Origin of the sequence: Stutzerimonas tarimensis, from assembly GCF_042648805.1 — a bacterium.
GTDB lineage: Bacteria > Pseudomonadota > Gammaproteobacteria > Pseudomonadales > Pseudomonadaceae > Azomonas > Azomonas tarimensis.
In genome coordinates this window covers 789,876-809,221 of the sequence record NZ_JBHRXZ010000022.1, presented here as the reverse complement: position 1 = coordinate 809,221, position 19,346 = coordinate 789,876, and the positions used below count along the sequence as shown (strand labels likewise).

Annotated in this window: 13 protein-coding genes; 8 read left to right on the top strand and 5 right to left on the bottom strand. The window is 66.1% G+C overall.

The features are described from left to right. Positions 1-2: 2 nt before the first annotated feature. Positions 3-803 (bottom strand): class I SAM-dependent methyltransferase, encoded by an 801-nt coding sequence (locus tag ACFOMF_RS12865; protein ID WP_386365426.1) that lies wholly within the window; start codon positions 801-803, stop codon positions 3-5. A gap of 198 nt (positions 804-1,001) precedes the next feature. Next, the gene (locus ACFOMF_RS12860) at positions 1,002-1,268 is read right to left on the bottom strand and encodes a DksA/TraR family C4-type zinc finger protein (RefSeq protein ID WP_386365424.1); all 267 of its coding nucleotides are present in this window, start codon (positions 1,266-1,268) and stop codon (positions 1,002-1,004) included. A gap of 149 nt (positions 1,269-1,417) precedes the next feature. On the opposite strand from ACFOMF_RS12860, the gene ACFOMF_RS12855 reads away from it, so the two are divergent. Beyond that, positions 1,418-1,969 carry a glutathione peroxidase gene (locus ACFOMF_RS12855; RefSeq protein ID WP_386365421.1) on the top strand — a complete coding sequence of 184 codons (552 nt, stop codon included), beginning with the start codon at positions 1,418-1,420 and terminating at the stop codon, positions 1,967-1,969. A 42-nt stretch (positions 1,970-2,011) separates the two neighbouring features. Here the strand turns inward: ACFOMF_RS12855 and ACFOMF_RS12850 are convergent, their stop codons facing one another. Further along, positions 2,012-2,878 (bottom strand): isocitrate lyase/PEP mutase family protein, encoded by an 867-nt coding sequence (locus ACFOMF_RS12850; protein WP_386365419.1) that lies wholly within the window; start codon positions 2,876-2,878, stop codon positions 2,012-2,014. Between the two features lie 236 nt (positions 2,879-3,114). Here ACFOMF_RS12850 and ACFOMF_RS12845 point away from each other — a divergent pair, with 236 nt between their 5' ends. The 4 genes from ACFOMF_RS12845 (at position 3,115) to ureG (ending at position 6,353) form a co-directional block, all read left to right on the top strand. Continuing rightward, positions 3,115-3,837 (top strand): TorF family putative porin, encoded by a 723-nt coding sequence (locus ACFOMF_RS12845; RefSeq protein ID WP_386365417.1) that lies wholly within the window; start codon positions 3,115-3,117, stop codon positions 3,835-3,837. A gap of 173 nt (positions 3,838-4,010) precedes the next feature. Beyond that, complete coding sequence (gene ureE, locus ACFOMF_RS12840) at positions 4,011-4,511, top strand: urease accessory protein UreE (protein ID WP_386365415.1); 501 nt, start codon at positions 4,011-4,013, stop codon at positions 4,509-4,511. Further along, positions 4,508-5,176, top strand: coding sequence for an urease accessory protein UreF (locus ACFOMF_RS12835; RefSeq protein ID WP_386365413.1), 669 nt, complete (start codon positions 4,508-4,510; stop codon positions 5,174-5,176). Before ureE ends, ACFOMF_RS12835 begins: the two co-directional genes overlap by 4 nt. A gap of 562 nt (positions 5,177-5,738) precedes the next feature. Continuing rightward, positions 5,739-6,353 (top strand): urease accessory protein UreG, encoded by a 615-nt coding sequence (ureG, locus tag ACFOMF_RS12830; RefSeq protein WP_386365411.1) that lies wholly within the window; start codon positions 5,739-5,741, stop codon positions 6,351-6,353. A 118-nt stretch (positions 6,354-6,471) separates the two neighbouring features. Here ureG and ACFOMF_RS12825 read toward each other — a convergent pair whose 3' ends face one another. Next, positions 6,472-7,983: a succinate CoA transferase gene (locus ACFOMF_RS12825; protein WP_386365407.1), complete on the bottom strand. Its 1,512-nt coding sequence runs from the start codon at positions 7,981-7,983 to the stop codon at positions 6,472-6,474. A gap of 353 nt (positions 7,984-8,336) precedes the next feature. Continuing rightward, complete coding sequence (amn, locus tag ACFOMF_RS12820) at positions 8,337-9,851, bottom strand: AMP nucleosidase (protein ID WP_386365405.1); 1,515 nt, start codon at positions 9,849-9,851, stop codon at positions 8,337-8,339. Between the two features lie 572 nt (positions 9,852-10,423). On the opposite strand from amn, the gene bcsQ reads away from it, so the two are divergent. Genes bcsQ through ACFOMF_RS12805 form a run of 3 tightly spaced genes read left to right on the top strand, consistent with a single transcriptional unit; the run spans position 10,424 to position 19,322 of the window. Then, positions 10,424-11,194 (top strand): cellulose biosynthesis protein BcsQ, encoded by a 771-nt coding sequence (gene bcsQ, locus ACFOMF_RS12815; protein WP_386365403.1) that lies wholly within the window; start codon positions 10,424-10,426, stop codon positions 11,192-11,194. Positions 11,195-11,204: 10 nt separating this feature from the next. After that, entirely contained in the window at positions 11,205-15,596 is a 4,392-nt protein-coding gene (bcsA, locus tag ACFOMF_RS12810) for a UDP-forming cellulose synthase catalytic subunit (protein WP_386365401.1), read from the top strand. Positions 15,597-15,608: 12 nt separating this feature from the next. Further along, positions 15,609-19,322 carry a cellulose biosynthesis protein BcsC gene (locus ACFOMF_RS12805; protein WP_386365399.1) on the top strand — a complete coding sequence of 1,238 codons (3,714 nt, stop codon included), beginning with the start codon at positions 15,609-15,611 and terminating at the stop codon, positions 19,320-19,322. The last annotated feature ends 24 nt before the right edge of the window (positions 19,323-19,346 follow it).

The following is a 19,346-nucleotide window of genomic DNA, read 5'->3' as shown; positions in this document are numbered from 1 at the left end:
GATCAGTTCCGGCGGGCGCTCCAGTTGGCCACGGCACCCTCCATCGACACCGGCTCGATGCTGTCACCGTTCACCGTGCCCACATAATGGCGGTCGTCAAGAGTGAACTCGATCTGGGTACCGTTCAGTCGACCCTTGACGATCCCCGGCTCGAGGCCTTCGGCTACGCCCTCGACCATCTGGAACTGCTGCATCAGGCTGACGCTGAAGTCACCCTCGGGCGTACTGATCTGCCAGTCGCCGTCGACCTTGGCCGGAACGATCCAGAGATAGATATAGCTGTTGGACACCACGTCGGTGTCATCCGGCTCCCATTCATCCATGCTGAACGCATGGGACACCACCCGGGTGCCAGGCTCCAGGGTGTCGAGAATCACCGGACGCAGCTGCAGGTTGACCCTGGGCAACAGGTACATGGTCAGCACCGTGGCGTCGGAGATGTCCTTTTCGAACAGGTCGCCTTCCTCGAAGGTGACCCGGTCGGTCACCCCGGCGCGCTCGGCATTTTCCACGGCCTCACTGACGCGCACCGGATTGAGGTCCACCCCGAGCGCTTGGCGGGCGTCGAAGTCACGCACAGCGGCGATGGCGATCCGGCCGTCGCCCGATCCCAGGTCAATGACGTAGTCCTCGGGCTGCACGTCGGCCATTTCCAGCATGCGCGCCACCACCGGCTCCGGTGTCGGCACATAGGGGACGTCCAGTTGAGGGGGCGTAATCTGTGCCTGCAGAGGCAGGCTGGCGGCCAGCAGCAAGGCAGGCAGGGCACGGGCGGACATCGAGCGAACGGAGGCGAGTGGCATCGGGCTGTGGCTCCCTGGGGCGGTTCGATTGCCGGCAAAAAAAATGCTGGCGCTCAACTCACGACCCGCTGGCTACGGCAAGGTTCGCCGCGGCGCATCGCCAGGAGCAGACCGACAAGCCAGCCGACCACTCGTCAGCCAATGAAATCGCCGCGTTGCGCTTGACCCGAGAAGGAGTAACCAAATATTTCAAAAGGCTCAGCGCAACTGGCTGTCCTTGCTGCCACGACGGTTGTAGCCGGCGAACTTCTTCGCCTCCTGGTCAGCCTCCGACTGACAGGCGACACACAGCCGGACGCCGGGTACGGCCTGCCGCCGCGCCTCGGGGATGGCCGCCTCGCAGGCTTCGCAATGGGTCAGGCTCTCGCCCTGACCCAACCGGCTACGCGCGCGCGCCACCGCATCCTGGACAGTGCTCTCGATCTGTTCGTGCACGGCCCCGTCGTTCGCCCAACCACTGGCCATCGGATACCTCCTGAAGGCGTCGAAAACAAGCAATGGAGGTTGGACAATACTGCACGACTCCGGATCGGTTGCAATCTCGCTTATCCGAGCGAAATGCACGGTTTTCGGCTAGGCTGATCAGCCGTCTCCATCCAACAAGGAACACATCCATGAGCGAAAATCTGTACCAGATCCCGGTCAAGAACATCAAGGGCGAGCCGGCGACCCTCGAGCCGTTCAAGGGCAAGGTGCTGCTGGTGGTGAACGTGGCGTCCAAATGCGGGCTGACTCCGCAGTACGAAGGCCTGCAGAAGCTCTATGAAGCCAAGCGCGACCAGGGCCTCGAGGTATTGGGTTTTCCGGCCAACAACTTCAAGGAGCAGGAGCCGGGGAGTGACGCGGACATCCAGCAGTTCTGCAGCCTGAACTACAACGTCGAGTTTCCGCTGTTTTCGAAGATTTCCGTGGTCGGCGCCGACAAGCACCCGCTGTATCAGCGGCTGACCGCAGCCAAGCCCGACGCCACCGGTGAAGGCCCGATGCGCGAACGGCTGCAGGGTTTCGGCATCGTCGCCAACCCGGTTCCGGAAGTGCAGTGGAATTTCGAGAAATTCCTCATCGGTCGCAATGGCGAAGTGGTCGGGCGCTTCGCGCCGGATGTGGCTGCTGATGACGAGCGCCTGGCGGCGGCGATCGACGCGGAGCTGGCCAAGCCCGCCTGAGGCCGGACGGACGGGGGCTCCGTGCTCCCGTCGCCCGCCTGGCTATTCCTTGACCTGCATGAATTCCTCGCCCCACTCCACATACTCTTCGGCCGTCGAATACTTGGCCGACAGCTCCGAGGCATTGAGGCCGCAGGCAGCGACCTGACGCTGTTCGCGCAGGCAGTCGTAGGTGGCCTTGATCGCGGCGAAGTAGGCGGCGTGGCCATTGACCACGATGCGTACCCCGAGTCGCGCCAGCCGCTCGTTGTCGCGCAACAGCGGATTGCCGTAGGTCACCAGCATCAGCGGCAAGGTCAGTTGCGCAGCGATGGCCTCCAGGTGATCGAAGTCGCGGATGCCCACCAGGCAGATGCCATCGGCACCCGCCTCCTGGTAGGCCAGCGCCCGCGCAACCACCTCGTCCACCTCGATTACCCCGGCGTTGGTGCGCCCGAGGATCGCCATGGCTGGATCGATGCGCGCCTCCAGCGCCGCCCGGATCTTGCCCGCCGCTTCGTCGATGCCGATCAGGTCGGTGGACTTGTGACCGAATTTGGCCGGCAGCAGGGTGTCCTCGATGGTCAGCGCGGCGACTCCGGCGCGCTCGAGCTCGGTCACCGTGCGCATGACGTTCAGGGCATTGCCGTAGCCGTGGTCGGCATCGGCGATGACCGGCAGGCGTGACACCCGGCCGATGCGGGTCGCCTGCTCGGCGAATTCGCTGAGCGTGATCAAGGCCACGTCGGGCGCCGCCAGTACCTGCAACGAGGCCACGGAACCGCCGAGGATACCGACCTCGAAACCCAGATCCGCGGCCATCCGCGCCGACATCGGGTCGAACACCGAGGCCGTGTGATAGCAGGCCGGCGAAGCGAGCAGCTTGCGGAAATCATTGCGCAGGCTGTGGTGGGAAAAGCGTTTGTGCATGGACAGCCATCCTTCAGGTGAGGCGGGAAGGGCCGCGCGCGGGGCACTCTGGGGCAGAGGACCGGACGCTCGTCCGAAAAGCACAGCCCGCTCCACAGGTTCTCGACGAGCGGACGCTCTGCGGATGGCTGAGTAGCTATTCTCGGCCCCTCGGAGAAGCGGATCAACGTTCGCTTCGCAATGTCCAACAGGCGGATCGCCACAGGCCCCTGACCGCCCCATAGAGGAAAAAGGCGATGTTCTCCAGGCAACGGATGCTGGCGATACTGGTGAGCCTGGCAGCTACCACCGCCGAGGCCCAGATGATGGCCCGGGACCTGGGCAGCTTCGAGTTGCAGATGGGCACCATCCCGGGCCGGAGCATGGCCCAGGGGCTGGTGCAGCCAGCCAGTCACGGCGCCTTTCATGGCGGGCTCGACTTGAACCACGCCAGTGGCTGGTACTTCGGCCAATGGCAGCCGGCCACGGGCTTCGCCGATGGCACCCTGCTCGAGCTCAACTCCTACCTCGGCTATGCGCGCCCCTTCGCCGAGCGCCCGGGTTATGAAGTCGGGGTGATCCGCTACACCTTCCCCGATCTGCGCGCCATCGACCGCCACGCCTTCTACGGAGGCCTCACCCTTGACCGCGGCCGCTTCGGCGCTTCGGTGAGCCACGAACCCTGGCGTACCGACAGCACCCTGCTGATGGACTTCGACCTGTCCCGCTACTGGGGAGTCGACCTGTCCCTGAAGTACTCCAACCATGCGCTGGCCCACCCCGCCCATCTGCCGGGCGGCCGCACGCTGAGCTCGTTCAACGACTGGTCGCTGAACCTCTCGCGGCACTGGCGCAGCATGCAGATGGGGATGACCTACACCGGCACGGACGTCAGTGGTACCGGTTGCATGGCCTATGCCGGCCACAACGAGCACTGCGAGGACTTCTTCATGCTGCGCTTCGAAAAGACCCTGCGCTAGACGCGCCCGGGCGATTGCCCGGCGGATCCGTTGCCGTATCATGACCGGCCCCTTGTCCTGCCGGTATTTCCATGCTTCGCCCGATGCGCGCCTGCGGCATTCCTGCCGTGCCTGCCTACCCCATCCCCCTTGCCAGAAATCCTGCCTGAGGCAGGCCCGGAGGAACCCATCCCATGCTGGTGATTCACCACCGCACCACGCCGCGCAGCACCTGTGACGCGGAACTGGAACTGACCTTCGAGGCGCGCAGCAAGAGCCGTCTGCGCTGCTTCACCACCACCGGCGAAGAGGTGGGCCTGTTTCTCGAGCGCGGCCAGCCGCCGTTGCAGGACGGCGAATGCCTCGAAGCCCAGGATGGCCGCATCGTCCGCGTGCGCGCCCGGCCCGAGGCCCTGTTGCACGTCACCTGCGCCAGCCCCTTCGAACTGACCCGTGCCGCCTACCACCTGGGTAACCGGCATGTCGCGCTGCAACTCGGCGACGGCTGGCTGCGCCTTCCCGACGACTACGTGCTGAAGGACATGCTGCTGCAGCTCGGTGCCCAAGTGGAGCTGATCGAAGCGCCCTACCAGCCCGAGCACGGCGCCTATGGGGGCGGCCATCACCATTCCCATGCCGGCGAGGCAGAATTCAGCTACGCGCCGAAACTCCATCAGTTCGGCGTGCGACCATGAGTGCTCGCCTGCTGCGCCTGGCCAGCCCGCAGCTGCCGATTGGCGGCTACAGCTATTCCCAGGGCCTGGAAATGGCCGTCGAGCAGGGCGTAGTGTGCGATGCCGCCAGCGCACACCGCTGGCTGAAGGATCAGTTGCTGCTCAACCTGGCACGCTTCGAGGCGCCGCTGCTGCTGGCCCACTGCCGCGCCGCGGCGGACGAGGACTGGCCGATGCTCGAAACGCTGGCCGAGCAGCATCGCGCCAGCCGCGAAACCCGCGAGCTACGCCTGGAAAGCCGGCAGATGGGCTACTCGCTGCAGCAACTGCTGCAGGGGTTACCCGAACTCGACGAACCCGCGCAGGCCTTTTACGCCCGCCTCGAGGAGCCTGGCCTGGCGCTCGGCTGGGCGCTGGCTGCGCGGGCCTGGGGCATCGCTCCGGAGGCCGCGCTCGAGGCCTGGCTATGGAGCTGGCTGGAAAACCAGCTGGCGGTGCTGATGAAGACCCTGCCGCTGGGCCAGCAGGCCGCGCAGCGACTCACCTCCGAGCTGCTGCCGGTACTCGACCAGGCGCTGCGCCAGGCGCAGGCACTGGACCCGGATGACTGGGGCAGCGCCCCCTTCGGCCTGGCGCTGACCAGCATTGCCCATGAACAGCAGTACAGTCGGTTGTTTCGCTCGTGACCCGGAAGCCGTGGGGGCTGGTCCGCGAAGCGGCTGAGGATAAATGCGGCGGATTGGCTGCCGTACCTCGTGCTGTTCCAGTCACCTGGATGCGGACGAGACCCCGATCGCCCCGCCCTGAGGTTCAGCATGCCGTGGAAAAGCCGGGCTCCGGCCTGCCGGGCAGCACCCGGTTCCCCGTCAGGAGGCCGAGCGCAGGCACCGCGCAGGGGGATGCAAGGCAGGACGCCGAGCAAGGAGCGAAGGGACAGGGACGTCCCTTCGTGACGGCCCCCGGAGCGGTGCCGGAGAGAGGAAAGTCCGACCGCAAGGCGGTCGGACCCGGATGCCGGGGTGGCCTTCTTTTTGGTTACTTTTTCTTGGCCACGCAAGAAAAAGTGACTCGCCGTGCAAGGCGAAACCTGTCGCCCGATACCCGGAAAGCGGCAGGCCCAGGCTCCATGAGCGGCATCGGCCAAGCAGCCCACCTCACCCGGAGCACTGCGCCACAATCGCTGACTGCAAACCCAGTTCCGGCCCGCCGCAACGACACGCGTCGGCCACACCATGAGGACTCCACAAGATGAACACCCAACCCCTTCGCGTCGGCATCGGTGGCCCGGTCGGCTCCGGCAAGACCGCCCTCACGCTCGCCCTCTGCCAGGCCCTGCGCAAGCGCTACAACATCGCCGTGGTCACCAACGACATCTACACCCAGGAAGATGCCCAGTTCCTGGTGCGCAACGAAGCCCTGGCTCCCGAGCGGATCATCGGCGTGGAGACCGGCGGCTGCCCACATACCGCCATCCGCGAGGATGCCTCGATCAACCTGGAGGCGGTCGAACAGCTCAACCGGCGTTTCCCGGGGCTCGACCTCATCATCGTGGAATCGGGCGGTGACAATCTCTCGGCCACCTTCAGCCCTGAATTGTCCGACCTGACCCTTTATGTGATCGATGTGTCAGCCGGCGACAAGCTGCCACGCAAGGGCGGACCCGGCATCTGCAAGTCCGATCTGCTGGTGATCAACAAGATCGACCTGGCTCCGCTGGTGGGCGCCTCGCTGGAGGTCATGGACCGCGACGCGCGAAAGATGCGCGGCGACCGCCCGTTCGTGTTCAGTAACCAGAAGGTCGGCCAGGGTCTCGACGAAATCATCGCCTTCATCGAAAAGCACGGCATGCTCAACGCCGCCTGAGCAAGGCAAAAAAAATCCGATGCCGGAAGACCTGGCATCGGATGTCGGGGCAAGCCCGGCAGCAAGCTGACACAGGCCGGCAGCGCTCCCCTCAGGGTGCGCTGCGGCCCGTTGCCGGTTACTTGCTCATCTTCATGGTGCCGTGCTCGGCCAGATGGGCATGCCAGGAAAAGGCCTTTTCCAGCACGTGCGGAGTATGGCCGCCACGCGCCTTCGCCTCTTCGAGGTAGTCGCGCGCCTGCTGCTTGTAGTCAGGGTGCAGGCAGTTCTCGATCATGCGCTCCGCCGCTTCGACCGGGGCCAGGCCACGCAGGTCCGCATAGCCCTGCTCGGTGATGATCACGTCCACGTCGTGGTTGGTGTGGTCCACGTGGGACACGAACGGCACGATGGAGGAAACCTTGCCGTCCTTCGCCGTGGAGGTGGTCACGAAGATGGAGATACGGGCGTTACGGGCGAAGTCACCCGAGCCACCGATACCGTTCATCATGTGGGTACCGCTGACATGGGTGGAGTTCACGTTGCCGTAGATGTCCGCTTCCAGCGCCGTGTTGAAGGAGATGATGCCCAGCCGGCGGATGACTTCCGGATGGTTGGAGATCTCTTGCGGACGGAACACCACCTTGTCGGCGTACTTGGCCAGGTCGGAGGCCAGGCTTTCCACGCGCTTCTTCGACAGCGAGAAGGCGGTCGCCGCCGCGAACTTCACCACACCGGCGTCGATGAGGTCGAACACGCCATCCTGCAGCACTTCCGACGCCACCGTCAGGTCGCGGAACTCGGAGGTCTTCATGCCGTTCAGCACCGCGTTGGCCACCGAGCCCACGCCGGACTGCAGCGGCGCCAGGCTGTTGGTCAGACGGCCCAGGCGCACTTCCTCGCGGAGGAAGTCCAGCAGGTTGTCGGCGATCTTCTGGGTCTGCTCGTTCGGCTCGAACAATGGCGAGGGGATGTCCGGCTGGCTGGACAGCACGATACCGCGCACCTTGGCCGGATCCACCGGGATGCCGATGGAGCCGATGCGGGTGCTGACGTCGTAGACCGGGATGTCCTTGCGGGTGTTCTCGCCGGCCGGGCCGGGAATGTAGACATCGTGCATGCCTTCGTACTCGCGCGGAGCGGAAGTGTTCAGCTCGACGATCACGTGCTTGGCGTTCTGGACGAAGATCGGGGAGTTGCCCACCGAGCCGGTCGGGATGATCTGACCGTCTTCGGTGATGGCTGCAGCTTCGATGATGGCGTAGTCGACCTGCGGCAGCACGCCCTGACGGAGCAGCTCGGCGGTGTGGGACAGGTGCTGGTCGATGTACAGCACTTCACCGGCGTTGATCTTCTTGCGCTGGACCGCGTTGCCCTGGTACGGAATCCGCTTGTTGATGATGCCTGCTTCAGCCATGGACTGGTCAGCTGCCGGGCCCATGGAGGCGCCGGTGAACAGGTTGACCTTGAACTTCTCTTTCTGGCCGCGCTCGGACAGCGCCCGCGGGAACTCCTTGGGCTCACCGAACAGGGTGAAGCCACTCATGCCCAGGGTCATGCCGTCTTCGATCCAGGACGCTGCCTCTTCTGCCGAGACGACCTTGTCCAGGAACGCAGCGTTGCGAATGTACTTGCTCAAATCCGTTGCCATGAACTCACCTCTGAAACTCATCGAATGCTCGTCCGTGATGGCTGTGCCAGCCCTGGCACAGCACACTGACGGACACGGATGCAGCGGCTTCGGTTCCGGGAGGCGAGAACACCGTGGTTCCTGCCGTTCACCGCACTGAAGCCCCACAAAATCATGCGGGCGTTTTGAAACCTCGGTAGTGTAGCCGTTTGGGCCATTGGAAGGCCGCCAGCTATACGAAGGTACTACAGGCAGCGCCTGGATGGCAGATTGTTACCAACCTGCGCGGGCCATTGTGCCTGCTGGCGGGCCGGCAGGTGAGCCCTCTCGCCACCACGGCGTACCGCCGTGCGGGGGTACGCCGTGGTCCCGGATCAACGAAACGGCGGTTCGTCGAAGCTGCGCAGCTTGCGTGAATGCAGCGTATCGAGCTGGCTGCGCAGCAGTTCCAGCGCGGCGATACCGATGCGCAGGTGCTGGGTGACCGCACGCTCGTAGAAGGCGTTGGCCGAGCCAGGGAGCTTGATCTCGCTGTGCAGCGGCTTGTCCGACACGCACAACAGGGTGCCGTAGGGAACCCTCAGGCGATAACCCTGGGCGGCGATGGTGCCGCTTTCCATGTCCACCGCCACCGCCCGCGACAGGTTGATCAACGGCCGTTCCTGGGCCCAGCGCAGTTCCCAGTTGCGATCGTCATAGGTCAGGACGGTGCCGGTGCGCAGGCGCCGCTTGAGCGCCTCGCCGCGATCGCCGGTGACCATGGCCGCCGCTTCCTGCAGCGCCATTTGCACTTCCGCCAGCGCCGGCAGGGGGATATGCGGCGGAAGCACACGGTCAAGGATACCGTCGCGACGCATGTAGGCATGCGCCAGCACGTAGTCGCCGATGGTCTGCGACTGCCGCAGGCCGCCGCAGTGCCCGATCATCAGCCAGCAATGGGGACGCAGCACCGCCAGGTGGTCGGTGATGTTCTTGGCGTTGGACGGCCCGACCCCGATGTTGATCAGGGTCACGCCATGGCCGTCCTCGGCGATCAGGTGATAGGCAGGCATCTGGAAGCGGTGCCAGATCACTCCGTCGATCACCGACTGCGCTTGATCGTCGCTCATGTCCCTGCTGATCACCACATTGCCCGGCAGGATCAGGCGAACGAAACGATTGTCGCCGCGCAGTTGCTCGAGGCCATGCCGGACGAACTGGTCGACGTAGCGGTGGTAGTTGGTCAGCAGGATCCAGGGCTGCACATGCCGCCAATCGCCGCCGGTGTAGTGCACCAGGCGGCGCAGCGAAAAGTCCACCCGGGCGGCGTCGAACAGGCCCAGCGGCAGCGGGTCGGCGTGCTCCCAGTCGTACAGGCCGTCGGCGATGTTGTCGGTGGCGGCGGCCAGGTCGGTGCTGGGAAACACCCGGGCAAGTTCGGCGGCCGTGACACCGGTCCCAGCGAGCTCATCGCCCTGCTCGACCACGTAGGGATAGGGGATGAAGCGATCGCTGACGCCCACCTCGAGCTTGACGTTGAAATCCTCGAGCAGCGGACCGAGCTGATCCAGCAGGTAGCCGCGAAAGGCCCCCGGCTGGGTCACGGTGACGCTGTAGCTCCCTGGCACCTGAACCTTGGCGTAGGCGCGGGTAGAGGCCGGCACCTCGCCATGGCATTCGTAGATCAGGCGCAGCTCCGGATAGCGGAACAGGCTGTACTCGGCCTCGCTGGGCTCGACACGATCCTTCACATAACGCTTGAGGGCCTGGCTGAGACTCGAGGTGGCGCGCTGATAGAGTTCGGCAAGCCGATCCACGGCCTCTTCGGCAGTCTGGGCAACGACGAAAGCTTCGCTGGACACTAGAAGGTTCCTTGTCTGGTTTACGCTATCTTGCCGCGTTTCCGGCATGCCTGGGTAGCGCAGGTACCCAGGCCATGGCCCGATGCAGTATCGGTTCGACCGAAAGCCCCGGAGGCAAGGCGCCGTACCGGTCGAGGGTGGCTGCGCACCAGCCGCTCCCATAGTGACCGGTCCACTGACGCGGCGGCAGATCCAGCCGCCAGAGGTTGCATGGGATTAGCCTCCGCTGGGATCCGTACCGACTTCAGCCCAGACCGCCCCGCCGTCGGTCGTTTCTCCGCTCCCCCGGCCACCGCTGCGTAAAAATCCTCAGGACGCCGGGAACTAACTTCACCGCTTTAAATCGGAGGTCATGGCGCTGGTCACGGGCCTGGAATGCAAGGAAGTATCACTCATCGCGAGGAAGTAGCGTGGCCAGTAACGACGATATCGCCCGTCTCATGAGACACGCCGGAGGCTCGCCCGAGACCTACCGGGAATTCGAACCAGACAGCCAGGCGCCTGCGTGGGCGCTGCTGCAGGCTGTCGCCGATACCCATCACAAGAACCCACCCGAGTTAGAAAAGCGCCCTTCCTGCCAGCTGGAACGCTCACTGAACTGTGTTCGAGGGAAATGAAACATGCCGCTTATCTGTCTCTCCTCCCCCAAGGGTGGCGTGGGAAAAACCACGCTGACTGCCAATCTCGCCTTCGCGCTGAGACGTCAGGGCATGCCGGTCACGGTCATCGATTTCGACGTTCAGAACACCTTGCGTCTGCACTTCGGTATTCCACTGGGCGACCCGAACGGTTTTGTCGCGCACGCCCTCGATCAGTCGAACTGGCGCCACCATGCACTGGCCGGCAGCGAGGGCGTCGGAGTGATCCCCTACGGCCGTGCGGACGAGCTGCAGCGCATGCGCTTCGAACGACGCCTCAGCGAGGACCCGGGCCTGGCTGCCCGCGGACTGCAACACCTCCTGGCGGTTCCCGACATGGTGGTCCTGGCGGATACCTCGCCCGGCCCTTCCCCCGCGCTCAAGGCCCTCGATCGCCTGGCTGACATCCGCCTGGTGGTGTTGATGCCCGATGCCGCGTCCGCCTCGCTGATGCCGCAGATCGAGCAGGGCCACTTCCTTTCCCTGCACCAGCCGGTGCATTACATCCTCAACCAGGTGGATCGTCGCCGGCGGCTCAACCAGGACACCACGGAGATGTTCCGGGCGCGCCTGGGCACGTCGCTGTTGGGCATGGTCCGGCGCGACGAAGCCCTGGCCGAGTCGCTGGCGATGCAATTGCCCGTGTTCGCCTCGGCACCGGCCTGCGCATCGGCCCATGACATCGGCCTGATCGGCCAGCAGATCGGCGAACTGATCGAGACGCTCCAGCAGCCTCTTTACGAACACGCTTAGGGACAAGCCCATGACCCACCCTCGCGCCTTATCCGCGTCCACGCGGCTGGCAGCCTGTGCCTCGCTGTTGGCTGCCTGCCCCGCGTTCCTGCTGTTCGTCGTGGTACCGCTGAGCGTACCCATGCAACTGTTGCTGGGCGGCAGCATGATCGTGCTCATGCTGCTGCTGAACAACAACCGCAAGTCGTTCGGCGTCACCCTGGTGCTGGTCACCCTGTCGCTGGCCGTCTCGACCCGCTACCTGTACTGGCGGACCACCGAGACACTGGTGTTCGGCAACGGGCTGGAAGCGACCCTGGGCATCGGCCTTTACCTGGCGGAGCTGTACGCCTACGTGATCCTGTTGCTGGGATATTTCCAGAGCATCCTGCCGCTCCGGCGACGGATCGAGCCCCTGCCCGCGGCGGTCAGCCAGTGGCCCACGGTGGATGTCTACGTGCCCACCTACAACGAGAGCCTCGACGTGGTGCAGGATACGGTGCTCGCCGCGCTGGACCTGGATTACCCGGCCGACAAGCTCAGGGTATATCTGCTCGACGATGGCCGCCGACCGGAATTCAAGGCATTCGCCGAGGCCGCCGGAGCGGGCTACATCACCCGTTCGGACAACAACCACGCCAAGGCGGGCAACCTCAACAATGCGCTCAAGCAGACCGATGGCGAGCTGATCTGCATCTTCGACTGCGATCACATCGGCACCCGCGCCTTTCTCCAGTCGACCGTCGGGCTGTTCCTCAAGGACCGCAAGCTCGCGCTGGTGCAGACCCCACACCATTTCTATTCGCCCGATCCTTTCGAGCGCAACCTGGCTTCCGGCAAGGAGGTGCCCAATGAGGGCGAACTCTTCTACGGGCCGGTGCAGCAGGGCAACGACTACTGGAACGCCACCTTTTTCTGCGGATCCTGCGCGATCATCCGCCGCAAGGCACTGGAACAGACCGATGGCTTCGCGGTGGAGACCGTCACCGAGGACGCCCACACCGCGCTCAAGCTGCAGCGCAAGGGCTGGAACACCGCCTTCATCGCCGCGCCCCTGGCGGCGGGACTGGCCACCGAGCGACTGTCGCTGCACATTGGCCAGCGGATGCGCTGGGCCCGGGGCATGACGCAGATCTTTCGCCGCGACAACCCCTTGCTTGGGCGCGGGCTGAAGCTGCCGCAGCGATTGTGCTACCTCAACGCCATGATGCACTTCCAGTTTCCCCTGCCGCGCATCGTGTTTCTCACCGCCCCCATGGCCTTCCTGCTGCTGGGGCAGAACATCATCGCCTCGTCCGCCGCGGCGATTCTGTCCTATGCACTGCCGCACCTGGTTCACGCGATCATCACCAACGCCCGCATCCAGGGTCGCCACCGCTACTCGTTCTGGGGCGAAATCTACGAGACCGCTCTCGCCTTCCATCTCGTGCTGCCGACCCTGGTCACGCTGTTTGCGCCAAAGCGTGGCAAGTTCAACGTGACCGACAAGGGGGGGCTGCTGGACCGCAACTTCTTCGACCATCGGATGGTTCGTCCGCACCTGCTGGTCATCGCCCTGCTGGTTCTGGCGATCATCGTGGGACTGGTCCGCCACTACTGGGTCGAGGGCATGCCCTTTGGGTCCGACGTCCTGGTGATCAACATTCTCTGGGCCTGCTTCAGCCTGGTCACCCTGTTCGCTGCGGTGGCGGTGGCCAAGGAAAAACGCCAGGTGCGCACCGCCACCCGGCTGCCGCTGAGGATGCCGGCGACGCTGTACCTCGCCAATGGGCATACCTTGCAGGGCACTACCCAGGACGTGTCCATGGCCGGCCTCAACATTGTCGCGACCGCTGGCGAAGCCGAAGTGCTCGGGCAGATCGAGGACGTCGAACTGACGGGCTGGAATGGCCGCTCGACCCTGCTCCCGGTGGAGTTCACCGGGGCCGCCGATGGCCAGATCAGGGTGCGCTTTCTGCCGCTGACCATCGCCCAGCGGCGGACGCTGGTGCGCCTGGTCATGGGACGTGCCGATGCTTGGCTGCGCCAGGGGCCGATCGAACCCGACCGCCCGCTGCTGTCGCTGTTCGGCGTATTCAGAAATGCCGCCGGGCTGTTCCGGTCGCCGCGGCGCAAGCCGGCGGTCCGCCAGCCCGCGGCTCAGCCGGCCGGGCCCGTGCTTTCCCCTGCCAACCTCGGTTTGCTGCCTGCGCTGCAGCGAGGCCGCGCGGTGCCGACGCTGCTCGGTTTGCTGTTCCTGCTCGGCGGCTGCCTGGCCTGGTCCAGCGGGGTGCTCGCCGAAGAAGCCGCAGCCCCTGCCAAGCCGGCCGTCGTCTCACCGCAGATCGAATTCCTGCAGTTCAATCAGATGGGAATGAGCGGCAGGCTGACCCTGCGCGGCGCACGCGCCGAGGCAGGGCTGCCCTTCTCGATCCGCCGCCAGCAGGTGGTCACCGAGGCCCAGCTGTTTCTGCACCTGGAACACCCGGCGCACCTGCCTGCCGGCGCGCAACTGGAGCTGCTGCTCAATGGCGAAGCCCTGAGCACACTGGAACTGGCTTCGGACACGGCGGTGAACACCCTCGTGCAGGTGCCGGTCGACCCGCGCCTGCTGCTGCCGCGCAACCGCCTCAACCTGCGTCTGGCCAGCGCCGCTGCGCGTTGCGACGACCCGGAAAACTCCGACCTGTGGGTCACCATCGGCAGCGATTCGGCATTGTCGCTGGCGCTCGACCGGCTGCAGATGCACAACGACCTGGCGATCCTTCCCGCACCCTTCTTCGACGAAGGCCAGATGAGCCCGCTGGTATTGCCCATGGTGATGCCCGCCCAACCAGGCGAGGGCGTGCTGCGCAGTGCCGTGGTGGTCGCCTCCTATTACGGCAGCATGGCACGCCAGGTTGGCGCCGATTTTCCGGTGCTGCTGGATGAACTGCCGCCGGGCAACGCGATCGTCTTCCTGCAGGGGGAGGAGCCGGTGGCCGGCATTGCGCCACCCGAGAGCGCCACTGCCAGCCTGGCCATCATCAGCAACCCGAGCGACCCGCTGGGCAAGCTGCTGTTGGTCAGCGGCGGCACGCCAGAGGAGCTCTATATCGCGGCGGCGAACCTGGTCATGAACGAGTCCGGGCTGCGCGGCCAGCGGCTGGAGGTCGGGCGTCTGGAGCCCACCCCGCGCCACCCTTACGATGCGCCCAACTGGATCGCCAACGGCCGCCCGGTGCACTTCCACGAGATGGCCGACCAGCCACTGTCCAGCGACAGCCTGACACCACCGACCATGAGCATCAGCTTTCACGCCGCGCCGGACACCTTCGCCTGGAACGGCGCCAACATCCCCATGAAGCTGCACTACAGCTTTCCCGACGCCCCCTGGATCGATGCCAGCCGCTCGCGGCTGGACATTGCCCTCAATGGCCGCTACCTGACCTCGCTACCGGTCCTCAAGCAGGGCGTGGTGGAGAAGATCCGCAATCAGCTGGGCGAGCAGACGCGCCAGGTGGAAGCGGAAATCGAGATCCCTTCCAACCTGATCGTCGGCGACAACCGTCTCGACTTCTTTTTCAACATCAAGCAACCGGAAGGGGCCGACTGCCATTTCATTCCCGCCGCCCCGACCATCAGCATGATCGACGAGGGGTCCTACATCGACTTCAGCGAGACCAAGCACTTCACCCAGCTGCCCAACCTCCCGCTGTTTGCCCGTTCGGGTTTCCCCTATACGCGCATGGCCGACCTGTCCGAAACCGCAGTGCTGCTGCCGGCGACCCCGAGCCTCAGCGAGATCCAGGCGATGCTGAACATGCTCGGGCGCTTCGGCAAGACCACCGGCTATCCGGCGCTGGGCGTGGAAGTGCTTACCGGCGAAACGCGCCTGGCCGACGTGTCCGGGCGCGACCTGCTGGTCATCAGCCACCTGGACAGCGCCCTGGCGCTGCCGGACATGCTCGGCGGCATGCCCCTGCGCCTCGAGGGTGAAGGGCTGCAAGTGGCGTCACCGCCGCCGGCGGAACTGGCCAGGACCATGATCCTGCTGGGCGACTGGAACTACCAGCTGGACGAGGCGAGCCGTTACCTCTCGGGCAACCCGGAGTTTCGCGGACTGGTCGGCCGGCAATCGCCCTACGATCCGACGCGGGTAATGGTGATGGCGCTGGCCAGCGACGAGCAGTGGCTGCCGCGGATGATCGCCAGCCTCGAGCACCCGCGCGTCCAGGCCAACATCCGCGGCGACCTGGCGTTCTTCGAGAGCGAGGAGCGCGTCCACGGCTTTCGCATCGGCGCGCTCTTCGCCCAGGGCGAGCTGCCCTGGGCCATCTATGTTCGCTGGCTGCTCAGCGAGCGCCCGCTGCTGCTGATGACCCTACTGCTGACCTCCACCCTGCTGATCGCGGCTGGCCTGTACCCGCTTCTTCGTGAACACGCCGCCCGGCGGCTGAGCTGACAAGGAATTTCCATGACCAACGGAACGATGAAGAAGTTGCCCCTGGCCCTCTACCTGATGAGCGCCGTCGCCGCACCCTCTGCGATGGCTGCGGATGTCCGCGGCACCGACCTCTCGGCCCTGCTGGAGCAGGCCGAATTCTGGGAAGCGCGCAACCGTCCGGACCTGGCGAGGGAGAGCCTCGAATGGGCGCAGACGGTGCAACCGGACAGTGAACGGGTTCTCTATCGCCTGGGCCTGGCCTCGCTGAGTGACGACGAGGCCGCCACCCGCCGGTGGCTGCAACGGCTGCGCGAGATACACCCGCAGAGCCAGGGCGTCGCCTATCTCGAACAGGCACTGGCACACCAAGGGCTGGACCGGCGGCAGGTGGAGCCGATCCGCGAGCTGGCGAGCCGCGGCGACACCGAGGAGGCCGCACAAGCCTACCGGGCACTCTTTGCCGGCAGCCTGCCGCCACCCGACCTGGCGCAGGAGTACTACCAGACCCTGGCCGGCCAGGAAAACACCTGGGACGAGGCTCGCCAAGGCCTCGAGCAACTGGTCCGGCTGCAGCCGAACAAACTCTCGACGCGGCTGGCCCTGGCGCGCACCCTCAGCTACCGCGAGTCGACCCGGCGCCAGGCCATCGACATGCTCGCCGGGCTCGACACCCAGGTGCCGGGCCTCCGGGCGGAATGGCGCCAGGCCCTGCTCTGGCTGGATGCGAGCAAGGCGGACGAGGCGCTGTTCGCCCGCTATGTCAGCGTCGCCCCGGAGGACACCGAAGTGGCCGAACGCTTCGCCGAAGCGCTGGCGGCCAAGCGCGTCTCGCCATCCGACCGCGCACGCCTGGCCGGCTATGCCGCCCTGGAGCAGGGCCGCATCGACGCCGCCATGGCCAGCTTTCTCCAGGCCGTACGGCTCGAGCCGCGTGATGCCGAAGCCTGGGGTGGCCTCGGCATTGCCAAGCTGCGCCAGCATAATTACCAAAGCGCCGAGCAGAATCTTCACCAGGCCATCACCCTGGCTCCGGCGCAGCGCACCAAATGGGCCGATGCGCTGGCTGACGCGCAATTCTTCCAGCAGATCGAACAAGTGGAACTGGCCCGCGACGATGGCCGCCTCGAAACCGCCGCGGACATGGCCCGACGTATGGCGCAGGGCCCGGCCCGCCACGTACGGACGGCCCGGCTGATGGAAGCCGAGATCCTCCTGCGCCAGGGGCAGCCTGCCGAGGCGGAGCTGCTGTTTCGCGACGTCCTGGCCAGCGCCCCGGGTGACGAGTCGGCCCTGCTCGGCCTGTACGGCAGCCTGCAGCGCCAGGCACGGCATGGCGAGGCGCAACGCCTTCTCGCCGACCACCCGCGCCTCGATCCGGCTCGCCTCGCCGAGGTCCGCACCGTCGAGGCGCTGGAGCTGAGCAACCGTGCCGACCGGCTGCGCCGCGACGGCGATCTGGACGCCGCCGCGCGGCTGCTGGGCGAGGCCGCGAGGTTGGCTCCCGACAATGCCTGGGTGCGCCTGGCCCGTGCCCGCCACTACGCCAGTCTCGACGAAACCGAACAGGCGCGCCGCCAGATCGCTCCGCTGGAGCAGGCCGCCGACGATCCCGAAGCCTGGCATGTCGCCAGCCTGTTCGCCGTCGATGAGCGTCGCTGGAAGGACGCCGACGCCCTGCTTGGCCGCATCCCAGCGACCCTGCGCGACGCCCCCGATCATCGGGCACTGGCGCAGCGGGTGGCGATTGGTCAGCGCATAGACGCAGCACTCGACAGCCGGGGCCGCGGCGACCGCCAGGCCACCCAAGAGGCGCTGAGCGCCCTGCGCCAGCTGCAACCGGACGATCTGGCCAGCCGCGGCGAAATCGCCCTGGCCCTGGCTCAACTGGGTGACGCCGAGGGCGCCCTGGTGCGGGTTCGCAGCGACCTGGAAGAGCCAGCCCCGGAGGACGCCGCCGGATTCCTACCACATCTCTCGGTGCTGGTCATGACAGGCCAGCTCAACGAAGCGAGCAGTCTGATGCACAGCATCGAGCGGGGCAGCGACCTTGCCCCCGATGGCCGCCAGGCGCTACGCGCCCTGCGTAACGGCATGGTGGTGGCACAGGCAGACCAGATGCGCAATAGCGGCGACCTGCCCGGCGCCGAGGCCGCACTCGAGGCGAGCCTGGCCGAGACGCCCGAGGACGACCTGCTGTTGCTCGCCTTGGCGCGCGTCTACGAGGCGAAGCTCAGGACCCACGACGCCGCCGGCATTTATGCCCGGGTACTGCAGCGCTCGCCAGACAACCCCGATGCCTTGCACGGTGCGGTCAACATCGCCCTGGCCAACCGCGACCCCGAGCAGGCGGCGCGCTTGCTGGCCGATTCGGGCAGCGTGCTGGACGACCGCACCAGTCTGTTCCTGTCCGCCCGGGTAGCCGAGGCGCGTGGCGAATACCGGCGCGCCATCGCCCTGCTGGAAAGCGCCCGCGACGCCCAGCAGCTCCCCCGCCCGGGCCTCTTGCCGGTCAATCTCCCGGTGGAGGAGTTGCTGCGGCACAACCTCGACCGGCAGGACACTCGCCAGCCCAGCGCCGGCGCCATGCCGGGCCTGACACCCGGCATGGCCGGCACTACCCAGGCCTCGGATCTCGGCCGGGACATCGAGCGCATGCTCGACAGCCTGCAGGAGCGCACGGCGACCCGGCTGCAGGCCGGCCTCGGTATTCGTAAGCGCTCGGGCGACAGCGGGTTGTCCGAGCTGACCGAGATCAGCGCGCCCCTGCAGGCCTCGCTGGTGCCTCTGGAACAGGGCCGCCTGGAGCTCAGCGTCACCCCGGTGCGCCTGGACGCCGGCCGTACCCGTGGCGGCGATGCCCGCCTGTATGGCAGCCAGGCCCTGCTAGCCAACCCCGAGGCGGCGGGCCGACGCTCACAGGATGATTCCGGCGTCGGCCTGGAAGTGGGTTACACCACCGACGCGTTCAGCGCCGACCTGGGCAGCACGCCACTGGGCTTCGAGAAGACCAGTGTGGTCGGCGGCCTCGAGTGGACAACGCGCGTCGACGACCGCAGCGGGCTGACCTTCGGCCTCGAGCGGCGCGCGGTCACCGACAGCCTGCTGGCCTATGCCGGCGCACGTGATCCCATCTCCGGACGCAGCTGGGGCGGTGTCACCCGCACCGGGGCAAGCCTGCAGTACGCCTGGGACAACCAGACCGCAGGCTTCTACCTCGGCGGCGGCTACAACCACTACCGCGGCGACGGAGTCGAGAACAACAGTTCCACCGGGGTCAACGCTGGCGTCTACACCCGCCCGATACGCGGCCCGCTGCATGAGCTGCAGACCGGGATCGCGGTCAGTTGGATGAGTTACGACAAGTACCAGGGCGGTTTCACCCTGGGCCACGGAGGCTATTTCAGTCCCAGCAATTTTGTCGCGGTGTCGCTGCCGATCCAGTATTCGGGCCGTTCCGACCCATGGCGGCTGAAGGCACATATTGCGCCGGGTTACCAGTCGTTCCGTGAAAGCAGCGCGGACTTCTTTCCCGGCGACGCCGCCCTGCAGGCACAACTGATGGCAGGCAACGCCATCCAGGCCCGCTACGCCTCCAACAAGGACAGCGGACTGGCGCTCGGTGCCGGGGCGAGCCTGGAGTACCGGCTCGGTAATAGTGCCCGCCTCGGTGCCGCGCTTGGCTATGACAGCTTCGGTGATTTCTCCGAACGCAGCGCGCTGCTCTACCTGGCCTACAGCCTCTGACCGCCTGGCCCGGCCACCGTCCTC

Bases quoted from the DNA above. Each gene is read 5' to 3' on its own strand.
- ACFOMF_RS12865 (WP_386365426.1), bottom strand. From the start codon at position 803: ATGCCACTCGCCTCCGTTCGCTCGATGTCCGCCCGTGCCCTGCCTGCC.
- ACFOMF_RS12860 (WP_386365424.1), bottom strand. From the start codon at position 1,268: ATGGCCAGTGGTTGGGCGAACGACGGGGCCGTGCACGAACAGATCGAG.
- ACFOMF_RS12855 (WP_386365421.1), top strand. From the start codon at position 1,418: ATGAGCGAAAATCTGTACCAGATCCCGGTCAAGAACATCAAGGGCGAG.
- ACFOMF_RS12850 (WP_386365419.1), bottom strand. From the start codon at position 2,878: ATGCACAAACGCTTTTCCCACCACAGCCTGCGCAATGATTTCCGCAAG.
- ACFOMF_RS12845 (WP_386365417.1), top strand. From the start codon at position 3,115: ATGTTCTCCAGGCAACGGATGCTGGCGATACTGGTGAGCCTGGCAGCT.
- ureE (WP_386365415.1), top strand. From the start codon at position 4,011: ATGCTGGTGATTCACCACCGCACCACGCCGCGCAGCACCTGTGACGCG.
- ACFOMF_RS12835 (WP_386365413.1), top strand. From the start codon at position 4,508: ATGAGTGCTCGCCTGCTGCGCCTGGCCAGCCCGCAGCTGCCGATTGGC.
- ureG (WP_386365411.1), top strand. From the start codon at position 5,739: ATGAACACCCAACCCCTTCGCGTCGGCATCGGTGGCCCGGTCGGCTCC.
- ACFOMF_RS12825 (WP_386365407.1), bottom strand. From the start codon at position 7,983: ATGGCAACGGATTTGAGCAAGTACATTCGCAACGCTGCGTTCCTGGAC.
- amn (WP_386365405.1), bottom strand. From the start codon at position 9,851: ATGCCGGAAACGCGGCAAGATAGCGTAAACCAGACAAGGAACCTTCTA.
- bcsQ (WP_386365403.1), top strand. From the start codon at position 10,424: ATGCCGCTTATCTGTCTCTCCTCCCCCAAGGGTGGCGTGGGAAAAACC.
- bcsA (WP_386365401.1), top strand. From the start codon at position 11,205: ATGACCCACCCTCGCGCCTTATCCGCGTCCACGCGGCTGGCAGCCTGT.
- ACFOMF_RS12805 (WP_386365399.1), top strand. From the start codon at position 15,609: ATGACCAACGGAACGATGAAGAAGTTGCCCCTGGCCCTCTACCTGATG.